General features: G+C 47.2%; 13 protein-coding genes. 6 read left to right on the forward strand and 7 right to left on the reverse strand.

What is annotated here, in order from left to right; genetic code table 11:
* Positions 1 to 191: 191 nt before the first annotated feature.
* The 4 genes from H3H32_RS34170 to H3H32_RS34185 all read left to right on the forward strand — a co-directional run bounded on the left by H3H32_RS34170 (position 192) and on the right by H3H32_RS34185 (position 4,964).
* Positions 192 to 2,486, forward strand: a complete 2,295-nt coding sequence (locus tag H3H32_RS34170) for an ATP-binding protein (protein WP_182460176.1) — start codon at positions 192 to 194, stop codon at positions 2,484 to 2,486.
* A 67-nt stretch (positions 2,487 to 2,553) separates the two neighbouring features.
* Positions 2,554 to 3,195, forward strand: a complete 642-nt coding sequence (locus tag H3H32_RS34175; RefSeq protein ID WP_182460177.1) for a response regulator transcription factor — start codon at positions 2,554 to 2,556, stop codon at positions 3,193 to 3,195.
* 107 nt (positions 3,196 to 3,302) lie between these two features.
* Entirely contained in the window at positions 3,303 to 4,064 is a 762-nt protein-coding gene (locus H3H32_RS34180; RefSeq protein ID WP_182460178.1) for a DUF3575 domain-containing protein, read from the forward strand.
* Positions 4,065 to 4,109: 45 nt separating this feature from the next.
* Complete coding sequence (locus H3H32_RS34185; RefSeq protein ID WP_182460179.1) at positions 4,110 to 4,964, forward strand: porin family protein; 855 nt, start codon at positions 4,110 to 4,112, stop codon at positions 4,962 to 4,964.
* Between the two features lie 76 nt (positions 4,965 to 5,040).
* Here the strand turns inward: H3H32_RS34185 and H3H32_RS34190 are convergent, their stop codons facing one another.
* The 7 genes from H3H32_RS34190 to H3H32_RS34220 all read right to left on the reverse strand — a co-directional run bounded on the left by H3H32_RS34190 (position 5,041) and on the right by H3H32_RS34220 (position 10,376).
* Positions 5,041 to 5,328 carry a type II toxin-antitoxin system RelE/ParE family toxin gene (locus H3H32_RS34190; RefSeq protein ID WP_182460180.1) on the reverse strand — a complete coding sequence of 96 codons (288 nt, stop codon included), beginning with the start codon at positions 5,326 to 5,328 and terminating at the stop codon, positions 5,041 to 5,043.
* Positions 5,313 to 5,552 (reverse strand): hypothetical protein, encoded by a 240-nt coding sequence (locus H3H32_RS34195; protein ID WP_182460181.1) that lies wholly within the window; start codon positions 5,550 to 5,552, stop codon positions 5,313 to 5,315. Before H3H32_RS34195 ends, H3H32_RS34190 begins: the two co-directional genes overlap by 16 nt.
* A gap of 33 nt (positions 5,553 to 5,585) precedes the next feature.
* Entirely contained in the window at positions 5,586 to 6,137 is a 552-nt protein-coding gene (locus H3H32_RS34200) for a hypothetical protein (protein WP_182460182.1), read from the reverse strand.
* A gap of 121 nt (positions 6,138 to 6,258) precedes the next feature.
* On the reverse strand, positions 6,259 to 7,167 hold the full coding sequence (gene rimK, locus H3H32_RS34205) for a 30S ribosomal protein S6--L-glutamate ligase (RefSeq protein ID WP_182460183.1): 909 nt from the start codon (positions 7,165 to 7,167) through the stop codon (positions 6,259 to 6,261).
* Positions 7,168 to 7,236: 69 nt separating this feature from the next.
* Positions 7,237 to 7,704, reverse strand: coding sequence for an ATP-dependent zinc protease family protein (locus tag H3H32_RS34210; RefSeq protein ID WP_240543577.1), 468 nt, complete (start codon positions 7,702 to 7,704; stop codon positions 7,237 to 7,239).
* Between the two features lie 91 nt (positions 7,705 to 7,795).
* Positions 7,796 to 8,911, reverse strand: coding sequence for a DNA polymerase III subunit (locus tag H3H32_RS34215; RefSeq protein ID WP_182460184.1), 1,116 nt, complete (start codon positions 8,909 to 8,911; stop codon positions 7,796 to 7,798).
* A 247-nt stretch (positions 8,912 to 9,158) separates the two neighbouring features.
* Positions 9,159 to 10,376 (reverse strand): putative sugar nucleotidyl transferase, encoded by a 1,218-nt coding sequence (locus H3H32_RS34220; RefSeq protein WP_182460185.1) that lies wholly within the window; start codon positions 10,374 to 10,376, stop codon positions 9,159 to 9,161.
* A 218-nt stretch (positions 10,377 to 10,594) separates the two neighbouring features.
* Here H3H32_RS34220 and H3H32_RS34225 point away from each other — a divergent pair, with 218 nt between their 5' ends.
* A complete protein-coding gene (locus tag H3H32_RS34225; protein WP_182460186.1) occupies positions 10,595 to 11,644 on the forward strand; it encodes a hypothetical protein in 1,050 nt (349 codons plus the stop codon).
* Between the two features lie 17 nt (positions 11,645 to 11,661).
* Positions 11,662 to 12,282: a transposase gene (locus H3H32_RS34230; protein ID WP_182460187.1), complete on the forward strand. Its 621-nt coding sequence runs from the start codon at positions 11,662 to 11,664 to the stop codon at positions 12,280 to 12,282.
* Positions 12,283 to 12,289 lie beyond the last annotated feature (7 nt).

A 12,289-nucleotide genomic window follows, 5' to 3' on the forward strand; every position in this document is an offset into this window, starting at 1 on the left:
CAATCGAGTTGGTGGGTACAAACTTATAACGCACCGTGTAGACAGGTTGTTTTTAGAAATGAGGTAAGGTCTTACCCGGATTATCGTGTAAATGACTGACCTTTAGCCCATTTGATCAAAAGTATGAAAACCGCTCGACTGAGCGATTATTTTTACATATATATGTTCTATAGCGTTAAACGATACCCGTTATGACTATTCGGCAACTTATAGGTTTTGTACTTGTAGCTCTTTTAACCTATACTGCCGGATGGGCAAGAACCTATACCGAAGCCGAAGGGCGGGCTGCCTGGGTACGAATGCAGCGCCAGCCAATCACCGAAAATACGTTTCGGGAAACCTGTGATCTGATTCAGGATATGGGGCAAACCAACCTGCCGCTGGCTTACGAATGGCTGGCCGAGTACGTTCCCAAAGTGAAGAAAACGAATAATCGGCGCTGGACGCATATCCTGCTTATTAACTGGGGAAAGGCGAAAGAATCGCTGAACCATTTCGACGAAGCTGAGCCCCTGTTTCGGCAAGCCCGGCAGAATGCCCGACCAATTCCCAAACTTTATTGCGATGCCCTGACGTATACCGTTCAGTTGTATCACAGTTGGGATAAACCCGACTCGCTGGCTCATTACTTAGCCTTGGGCGAACAGGCGGCCCGTGCCATTAATGATCGAGAGACGTTAGCGCTACTGCTTAATTTTCGAGGAGCGTCACGTAACCGAGCGGGACAGAATGAAGCGATGTGCGCTGATTTCAACGAATCGATTCGATTGGCAACGGGCTTGCCGACAAAATATGCGTTGTTTATGGCAAGACATAGCCGTGCTTCGTATTGCCTGACTAATCCGCAAGAGCAGGTGATGGCCTTTGACAGTCTGCTCGAACTTGCTAACGATAGCAGTTTAGCTCGAAATCCCCGTTTTTATGAACGGACAACCGTTTACTTTCGTAGTCCTCGCCCTACAGTTCTCTTCAAACTGGCGCAGCTAAATATATTGCTAACGGATTACGACAATGCGGGCAAATTTGTGGATATGGTCTATGACGCACTAGTTCGCCCCAATCCTAAAGCGCCCAATGTTCCTTATTTCAATGCCGAAATGGCAACAATGCGAGTTTATCAGGGCCAGATTAAAGAAGCCAGAGCGTTTATTGATTCGAGTCGGCGGCAGTTTGGCGGAGTCGAAGCTCAAATTCCGTATTCTGGTTATTTCTTAGCTGCCGGTTTGTTGGCCGAGCATGATGGTCAGTTGACAAAAGCCATTGAGTATTATAAACAGTCGCTGACAAAAGGTGTGGCATCGGGCTCATTTTCCCGAATTCCGCTCGAACTGTTTTACGTCAGGGCTTTACTTCGCCTGGGCGATTATGCGAAGGCGCGGCAGATGTTACTACCGTTAACAAAAGCGGCAACTGCTGATCAATACTCAGCTATCGGGTTGTATTACTATCAGTCGTTGGCCGAACTCAACAAAGCGCAGGGCGATTATCCGCACTACGGACAAGCGTTAGGAACGTACTATGCCATTCGGGATTCGCTGACGAATTTGAATCAGTACAGGGCTGTCCAGCAGATTCTGGCCCGTGTGCGCATTCGGGATAAGGAAGAGCAAATCAGTCGTCTGAATGCTGAAAACGCAGCGCGCGAACGGCAGCTCCAGCGCGAACGACTATTCTACGGAGTCATCCTGGCGCTGGCCTTGCTGGCAATTGTTTTACTGACCCTTTATGTTCGAAATCGGCAGATTCGCGCCCGCCAGCGGGAAGCTTTGCAACAGAGTCAGTTAGAACAGCTTGAAAAACAGCGGCAAATTGATCTGATGCATGGCGTTATGCAGGCCGAAGAAAACGAACGGTTAACTATTGCCGATCAGCTTCATAATGAGGTAAATCCGTTGCTGGCTGTGGTTTTACTTAACGTATCGTCAGCCCTAGAAACGGTAGAATCGGATACGCCTACAGAACCAAAACTGCGTAAAGCGCAGGACGTGCTGGCGTCTGTAACGAGTACGGTGCGTAGAATCAGCCATCGGTTGACCCCGCAATTGATTGAAAAACAGGGTTTTAAGCGAGCGGTTGAAGAGCTGGCCGAGAGCATCAATCTGTCGGAGAAAGTTAAAATTCAGACGATTGTGGTTGGTTTTGAAGAAGCTTTGCCAATCTCTTTTCTGAGTGATCTTTACCGAATTGTGCAGGAATTGGTGCATAACGTTATCCGGCACGCGCAGGCTACCGAAGCCACCATTGAGGTGATTGAGCATGATCAGCACGTAACGATTTTGGTGGAGGATAACGGCGTAGGAATACCAGCAGATACAATAGGCGATGGGCAGGGATTGCAGACAATCCGGGGCAAAGTAGCGCTTCGTCATGGACAGATGGACGTACAGCGTAAGGCCGACGGGGGAACGTTAGTGGTTATCGACAATATCGAAGTTCCGAAGCAGGTGAAGGGCAAAAGCGAGTCTGTTGAATCGGAAATTAGTTAGGGATAACTATTTCAGACGAACGCTGTAGATCAGAATTTTAAGTCATTTTAACAGGCTACCTACTCCTATGCGTCTTCTCCTTGCCGATGATCACCCTCTTTTGCTCGACGGACTGCGAAGCGTACTGTCCGACTTACCCGATACGGATTTATTACCGCCCGTTACTAATGGCCACCAACTGCTTGATTACCTGCACCTGCATCCGGTCGATATGGTTCTGCTGGACCTAAATATGCCTAAAACGGATGGTCTGACAGCCCTTAAACAGATTCGACGGGATTTCCCTACGGTGAAGGTGATCGTGTTTACCAGCTACAACCAGCCGCAGCGAATTCGGGAAGTACAGGCCTTGGGCGGCATGGGCTACTTGCTCAAATCGACCGATGCGCCAACGCTCAAAACGGCTGTGCAGCAAGTTTGGTCGGGCAAGCCGTGGTTCCCGACGCTACAACCTGTAGTTGACTCTACACGTCATACTTCGGCAGTGGATATGGCGGAAGATGCCTTTATGCAGAAATATCAGCTGACGAAACGCGAGGTCGAAATAATTCAACTAATTAGTCGGGGAGAGACCACCCGGCAAATCGCAGATGAACTCACAGTCAGTGAATTTACAATCAACGCTCACCGACGTAACATTGCCCGAAAACTTGGGATCGATACGCCAGTAGGTTTGGTCAATTTTGCCCGCGAACAGGGCTTGGTGTAAAGGAGGAAACTACCTCAAAAATCGTTAGCAGTAACTATTTCATAGGGGAGTGGCTAAGGCGAGTTTTGTTGAGCAAATCAACGTCTACGCTTTAATTATTCACCCGTATGGAAAAGCAATCATCATTTCTGCTGACTTTGTTAATGCTCGGTCTGTGTCTGCAAGTAGCAACGGCACAGGTACTTATGAGCCGAACGGTTGTTAAGCTAAACTTATCTGGTGTCGTTATCAATAGTTATACCCTACAGGTTGAGCGGGTACTGAATCGACATAGTTCCATCACGCTGTCGGGTAGTTATACGCCCAGCAATACGCCAGTTCCGTTCAAAAGCGCCCTTCTGGATCAATACGGCGATAACCAGGATGCTAGACGCGCTATTGAAACCACCTTGTTTAACAAGAAGATTGGAACACTCGAATATCGTTTCTACCTAGCGGGTCATGCGCCTACAGGCTGGTATCTGGCACCCTTTGTGCGCTATGCGAGCATGGATATCAGCAACGATTACACCTACACCCCCAGCGATGGTATTCTGCACCATGCGCACCTGAATGCGAGTTTTAGTGGGGGTGGAGCTGGCGTTTTACTGGGCTATCAATGGCTGTTTGGCAAACACGTTGGTCTTGATTTGTGGTTGCTGGGACCTTTTTACGGAACAAATGTGAAATCCACCTTTACGGGCGAAGATCCCCTCTGGCCCAGCCTGAAACCAGCCGATATCATAAAGCTGAAGAACGATATCGACAATACGCAGCTGCCCCTTTATACCGTACAGTCGTCCCTGAATCTGCCGACGATTACAGCCACCTTAAACGGACCTTATTACGGCGTTCGGGCTTTCGGACTCGCCTTTGCCTATAGTTTCTGAGAGGAAGAATAAGAAGCTTTTAAGTCAACCCAACTAATTACAGCCATGAAAAATACAATATATGCACTAGTCGTACTATTTTTTATTTTGTTGACCAAGATTGTCTGGGGGCAAAACCTACCTCAGCCAACGCCAACCGAAGCGGATAAGCAAGTCCAAACATTTCTGTCTGCATCAATTGATTTAGCTCGTTTACGGTTGTCTGGGCCGTCGTATCAGTACACACCAGGTCTTAACGATCTACGAAATCATCCTGCCGATGTGTTGGTTCTGAACCTGGCTATTAAGTTCAATAATAAGGGTTTAGTGAACCAGATGCTTAACTATTATCAAAACAAGAACAGCTCGTTTCGCAAGCCCCAACCCGCCGATCCAACTACCTTGCTGGCTACTAACTCGAATTTGCCTGGCCCTACGGCTCCATCCGAGAAGGCTCCATTTTTAAGTCACGTCAGTTTGCTGTATGGCTTTCAGCTAATTGGTAAGGGCGGGAAAGATACCGATGCTTATAGTACCTCGAAAACGCGGATGACCTATCTGGAAACGATGGGCTATGTACTCTATAACCATGATCTGCCTAATGGTAAAGGCCGCCTATTTGGTGGTCCTGGGATCTATCTAGGCTATGGCCTGTGGGGAAAAAACAGTTACAGTTACCAGGGTGGTAATGAATCCTATCCGGCTTTCGACAAGCTCACGGGTTATAAGCGCTTCGATGCCGGAGTTGCCTTCACGGCGGGTTATGAATTGGCGCAGGAGTTACGATTGAGCCTGGAATATGAATTGGGATTAGTCAACATCGACCCTGCCCGTGGCGACGACAAGACCAAAACGCGCTCCTTAAGCCTGAACATAGCCTATCCGCTTAAGAAACTGACAGCCATGATCAGAAAGAAATAGGGCTATGGTAACCTCGCAGGATTTGATTGCTCTTGGGATGGATTCACCTAATTGTAAGCTAATCATTAACCGAAAATCAAGGCAAGGTACTTTGGCGACTATCAAGAATATTGAGTATGATAACCTGCCTTTCAACTACAGCATAATAAATTATGTTGTAGGGCTGCAAAGGAAGTTTACGAACAGCTGTCAACTGGTCTAACTGCCGTCCTATAAAAGGCATCTTTTCCAGAATACGTAATTTGTTGTTAATCGTATCTGTGAACCGATCGGCAGTTGTAAAACCAAATGCATCTAGCAAATACAAGGCAATAAGTCGGTAGTTTTCTTTAGCCTCATCCGACCATACTATGGTGTAATCCATTGTTTTGCTTCTTTGGCTACCACATCATGAGGGGTTAGATAAGTTACCTGTGAAGAGGATAGAACTTTTTCTAATTGAGTAAGTAACTCAGGTGTTTCGCTGAAGATATTTGTGCGCTGACTGACAAACTCGCTCACCGTTAGTAGCAAATCCTGAACATCTTGAGGGTCTTGAAGCCGGTCAATTTGTTGATGTAAGATTGACTTTAAATCCGAGGTAGCCATAGTCTTGAGTTTTATCAAATATAAACTTTTATCTCACACTAACCATTCCTTCGGCAGCGCCAATTGGCGGGCGTAATGGGCTGAAGCGGTATGATTGACCCAGTTTAACAGTTTATTGATCTCGTCGGCAAACTCGATGTGATAGTCAGGGTCGAGTTTGCTGGCTTTTTTCAAAACCTGATCGGTGCGTTTGGCGATGTACTCTGCCGCTTTATCAGTCCGGGAGTTGTACTTCTGAAGCAGAGGTGCATTGTTGTCGTAGAACGTATTGAGCATATACAGCATTAGGTCTACCTCACCGTACTTGTCTTTTGTTACTTTCAGATGGCGACTGATATAGCCACTTACAGTGCGCATGTCCATCATCAGCCAACCCGCCGTGTCGGCATGAAGTTTGGCGGTACGATCGATAAACTCCCGGATTAGATTGCGCCGTTCATCGATCGTCTGGCCTTCTTCCACCAGCTCAAACTGAAGCCGCTCGGTCAGCACAGCATCTTTGGCAATTAAACGTAGCAGCAATTTATCTTTCTCCGTGCCAGGCATACGGACAATGGCTTTCTTCAGGTCAGGGTCAAGGGCCATTTTAATGATGAATGAGTGAATGATAGAATGAGTGAATAGAGTGCTAAGTTATCCTGTTCTGAGCATTCATTTGCTATTTCCAGTATTCACTCATTCTATCATTCACTCATTCAAAATTTAATTAAACGCCCACCGTATCGCCTTCGTCGGTGCGGATTTTATCTTCAATGTAGGTGATGATCTGCGAGGCAATGTCGATACCTGTTGCCGTTTCAATTCCTTCCAGGCCCGGCGACGAGTTTACTTCCAGAACGAGCAGGCCCCGATCGGAGGGGAGCATATCAACACCGGCAACTTTCAGCCCGAGGGCGCGGGTGGCATCGATCGCCGTTTTTTCCTGATCGGGCGTAAGTTCTACGGCGCAAGCGTTGCCACCCCGGTGGATGTTTGACCGGAAGTCGCCATCGGCCCCCTGGCGTTTCATGGCGCCAACCACCTTGCCGCCAATAACAATCGCCCGGATGTCGGCACCTTTAGATTCGGCGATGAACTCCTGAACTAATACGTTCTTTTTCAGTCCATAAAATGCCTCGATGGTCGACTTGGCCGCTTTAGTCGTTTCGGCCAGCACGACACCAATTCCCTGTGTTCCTTCCAGTAACTTAATCACAACGGGCGGGCCACCAACTAGGTTAATGAGTCGGGTGATGTCGCCGTTTTTAGGGTGGTTGGCAAAAACCGTTTTGGGTAAGCCAACGCCTGCTTTCGAAAGGACCTGCAAACTCCGCAGTTTGTTACGGGAACGCATAATAGCTTGCGATTTGGCGGTTGTGAAAACGCCCATCATTTCAAACTGCCGGACAACGGCACAGCCATAGTCGGTAACTGAGGCCCCAATACGAGGGACCACGGCATCGAATGAGTCCAGTTCAGTCCCTTCGTAGAGAATGGAAGGCTTGCCGCCTTCGATCATGACCTGGCAGTTCAAATGATTAATGACAACGCCCTGATGGCCACGCTGACTGGCGGCTTCAAGAAGTCGTTGGGTTGAGTATAAATCAGGCTTAGCCGATAGAATGGCAATACGCATAAAAGTGGGTAGTCGCTGACTATCAGTCGATACGCTAGGCCAGTAAAAGCGAATAATTCGTTTTACTAACTACTTTTGACTGTGGACTTGCGACTTTTTTTTCTGGTACGATAAGTTTTTCTGAGAAACGTCTACGATAAAGCGGTTACGGAGCAGTTTTCGCCCTAATAGCACTGGATTTTTGAGGTTTTCCCGGTCGGCGAGGGTAAACTCAGCCCGAATGGTTCGTCCGAATAAAATAATTCGGGTTTTAATAACATAGCGTTTTTCCGCCACGCCGAATGAGTTGCGAATCATGCGCTGGCTGAACTCGTTGCTATAAAACGGCCGCGCTTCCTCGCCACTTTTACCAATTAACAAGAAACTTAACATGGTTCGAACGCCCGACTTCACCAGGCGAACATCTTTGCAATGTAAAGCCGATGTATAGGCTCCCGTATCAATTTTAGCCTGCACATCGAAAAGACTCAAGTCTGGAAAATCGACAAGGTCTGTCATGCCAATAATTTGCTTAGGCTTAGGCGTTTTGGCTTTCATGGAGGAGTTGTATAGTTGCAGAGTTATACAGTTGTATAGTTTATGAGCAGAGAATCAACTTTATAACCATACAACCTTTAACTCTATAACTTTATCTAATCAACCGGCTGAATGTTAAGGACATATCGAGCATAATCATCTTGGCGCGGGCGTTGCGTTCGAGATGGTAAGTTGCTTCGTTTAGATCGTGTACGATTCTTTCTATGTGATTGATCGTTAATATTTTAGCAAAATTCTTGACAAAGGCCATCTCGTTGTCTGGCAAGCGTAATAATTCGGCGGCTCCCTGCTGCCAGAGAAATAGATCGCGGTACAAACGGATACTATATTCCAAAAGCCCTTTCTGCTTTTCCTTGTTGAAACCGTCGAATTGATCAGCCTGTTTAACCAGCGAAATCAGATCCTGTCGGTAGCAGGTACGCATCCATTCGGCAAACCAATTGTGCTGATCCATCGAGGCCGTATCGTTCTGGCTTAGTTGCAGGGCTTCAGCCAGATTCCCGTCGGCCAGATAAGCGATACGACGGGCTGTGGTTTCATCGAGATTCAGGTGCTGACGCAGGTAGGTAGCCACTTCCTCATCCGTAAATGCCCGTACGGCTACCCGTTGGGTTCTGGATAGAATCGTGATGAGCAGCTTATCGGGCTGATTCGTCACGAGCAGAAACAAGGTTTGCGCTGGTGGTTCTTCCAGTACTTTCAATAACGCATTGGCCGAGGTCACGTTCATCAGTTCGGGAAGCCAGATGAGCATAATCTTGTAGGCCCCCTCATAGGCTTTGAGCGACAGCTTTTGCAGAATATTTCGAGCTTCTTCGGCCGAAATATTGCCCTGTTTGTTGTCGGCTCCCATCGTTTCGAGCCAGTTGGGTAAGGTTCGATAGGGTTGTTCGAGCAGAAACTTTCGCCAGTCGGCTAAATACGTTTCGGAATTTTTGCCCTTTCCCAGATTGGCCACCGGAAAAACCATGTGCTGATCGGGGTGAACCAGTTTCTGGCTTTTTATACAGGACGCACATCGCCCGCAGGCATCGTTGGCCTGTTTATCCTCGCAGTTGACATATTGAGCCAGGGCCAAGGCCAGCGCCAGATTCGCACTGCCTTCGGGACCATCGAACAACAAGGCATGTGCAAGATGGTTCGTTTGAACCGCTCGCAGCAATAGCTGCTTGGTTTCTTCCTGGCCAATTATTTCAGAAAATTGCATAAGTCCGTTTTTTCCAGCCTTTCTCCTTTAACCTAACTTTGTTGGAATTTTGAAAATCGTATTTTAACCGGTCTAACATGGAGCTTTTTAACCCCTAAATCCCCTGAAGGGAGCTTTATCCGCAAATAAGCAAAGTCCCCTTCAGAGGATTTAGGGGTAGAAAGCTGCTAAAATGTCAACTTTACATCATTTACATAAAACCTCTATAAGATTAGCCCCTATAACAGGAGAAAGGGAGAAGGAAAAGCTATAAATCGAATGGGGATGAGTTATCAAAGGATCGGGTTCGCTCCAGCGTGAAGATTTCTCTGAGGATGTCTTCTTCCTGTTTATCAAATACTTTATTGCGTCGTTTAAAGGCTTCGGCTGCTACATGAAGCGCTTTTTCTAGTCGATAAGTGGTGAAGCCGTCAATAGCCCCGCCCCATGAGAAGGAAGATATGTGTTTAGGTTGAAATCCACTGCCAAACACGTTGGCGCTAACGCCCACAACAGTGCCGGTATTGAACATGGTGCTGATACCCGCTTTGGTAAAGTCGCCCATCATGAGGCCACAGAAAATACGACCCGTATCTTCAAGTCGCCCCGTTGCGTAGGAGTGGAGTTTAACGTTGCTATAGTCGTTTTTGAGGTTCGAGTTATTTACGTTAGCGCCCAGATTACACCATTCGCCAATGGCCGAATTGCCTAAAAAGCCATCGTGCCCTTTGTTGCTATGGCCGAAGAAGATGGAGTTGCTTACTTCGCCACCTACTTTACAAAATGGCCCAATGGTGGTGTTACTACGCATTTTGCCGCCCCAGTTCACGGTCGATTCCTCACCAAGCGAGAACGGCCCCATTACAATAGAGCCTTCACTAATCGTTGCGTTCTTTCCAATGTAAATCGGCCCGCCTTCTGCATTTAGAATAGAGGCCCGAATGGTCGCGCCGGGTTCTACGAAAATGTTTTCGGGAGCGTAGCAACGCGTAAAGGGGTCTGTGATGGGTTCTGATGTTCGTCCGGCGGTTAATCGGGCAAAATCGGCCCGAATCTGGTCGCCATTATGAACGAAAATATCCCACAGATTATAGATGATGGTTAGTGGCTCATCGAACGGCTGAAAGCTATAGCTGCCGTTGATCGTAGGCGAAGCCGTCAATTTAGTATTCGTTCGGATGGCTAGCACAACACCACCTGCCGTTATAAGACCTGCGCCGGGTGTTAGCGCTAAAATGGCCTCATGCAGTGCTGGTGTTGGACAAACAGCCCCGTTGATATACCAATTGTCGGAGCCTGCATTCTGAGCGAATTTGGCTCGTAAATACGGTTCTGTCAAAAACGATCCTGTCTGGCCAAGCACATCAGCCCATTTTTCGGCCAGCGTTTGGATACCCACACGAATACCCGCCACCGGTCGCGTAAAGGTGAAGGGCAGCAGCGCTGTTCGGATAACCGGATCGTCAAATAAAATCAGGTTCGGCATTGAGTAAGTCAATGGATCAGACGGCAAATATCTAACCTTAATCGTTAAAAAAAGAATACATGAAACAGTACTTTTACGATAGGATGCTGATTTTTATGATGATTAAGATAAGGGGTAATTTCTTTTATTTTTTACAATAGACTATGATTTATCTTATCTAAATCTGTGTAAATCATGATAATCATAAAAATCAGCGTTCTATTGCTATTACCAAAACTATGACTGTCCCGAAAACCGACGCCATCATTCAGCGCATTGCCGATTTACAGAAGGAGACCGGCTTGTTCCCCTGTGTTCGTCGAAATGATACGATTGGGTACCAGCGGCAGGATACCAATGTATTCTTTACGGCGATTACGGTTTTTACGTTGCAGTCGCTGCATGCTCTTGTCGGGTCAGAAACTCGATTATTGATTGACCAAATAGCCGAACGGGCTGCTATTGCTTACCCCATGTTTCGGAACAAAGATGGCCTGAATACCTATAATTTCTGGCCTACGCGCCCGTCCCAACATTTTCCAAATGGGCATCTGTTCCATCGGTTTGAGCATTTCCGGATTCCCGACGACATCGACGATACGGCTATGGTTTACCTGACGACCAACCAACCCGATGCCGATAAACATTGGTTGAAAGACAAGCTGACTCAGCACGCCAACGGCAGTCAACGCCACAAAATTCGGAATACCTATCCAGAATACCGGCAGCTACGCGCTTACTCAACCTGGTTTGGGAAAAACATGGGCATTGATTTCGATGCCTGTGCGTTGAGCAACATGCTCTTCTGTATTTATCAGTACAAGTTGCCGTTAAATCAGCACGATGCAGATTCACTGACGTATTTACGATCAATTGTCGAATCAGGGCGATACGTATCGGAGCCATTTCGGTGTTCGCCCCACTACGCCCGAACCTCCCTGATTATTTATCATCTGGCGAGGTTAATGGATGCTTTTCCTATTTCGGAACTGGAGCCCATTCGCTCCCGACTGATTGTCGATGCCTACCATGAATTGTCGAAAGCCACGAACCGTGTTGAACAGGTTATGTTGACAACGGCTTTGGTTCGCTTAGGCGAAACCGTCACCCTTCCATCGCTTGACGGTATTGAGCAGGATGTAAAAACCTTTCATTTCTTCATTGCGGGTTTACTGACCGCTTATGAGCAACCCTGGCTACGCCGTTTTGCCGACCGCTCTATTGTTCAGATGCGTTGGCAATGTGAAGCCCATAGCTGGGCATTGGTGGCGGAGGGGATGGTTTTATGATTAATCAAATTGTCAATATGAACACATATAATCCGGCCATTCACCATCGGCGGTCTATTCGATTAAAAGGTTATGATTATTCACAAGCGGGATTGTATTTCATAACCATCTGTTGTCAGGATAGAGCATGCTTATTGGGCGAAATAAAAAACGGCGAGTTGCAGCTAAATGACGCGGGTAAAATGGTGGAGGCTCAGTGGCTGGTCCTGCCAACCCGATTTACCCATATTGATTTGCATGAGTTTGTGGTTATGCCGAATCATTTTCATGGCATATTACAAATTACGGATGTAGGGGCGCCCCTTGTGGTCGCCCAAAAACACGAAGAAGGAAATGCGGAAGATATGGAAGGGCAACCACAAGGGATTGCCCCAACGATTGCCCCAACGATTGCCTCAGCGAGTACTCCAACTCCAGAGCGAAAAACGGTTGGTGATATGATGGATGCTTTCAAATCGATTACAACAGTTGAATACATTCGGGGTGTAAAAGGGATGGGCTGGATGCCTTTTAACGGTAAAGTGTGGCAGCGGAACTACTACGAGCACATTATACGAAATGAAGAGGCTTACCAAAACATTTCGGGTTATATTAGAGACAATCCGTCAAGATGGGATAATGATAAGTTTTATAGATAATGAAGCC

The organism is Spirosoma foliorum, assembly GCF_014117325.1.
In the GTDB taxonomy this organism is placed as follows: Bacteria; Bacteroidota; Bacteroidia; order Cytophagales; family Spirosomataceae; genus Spirosoma; species Spirosoma foliorum.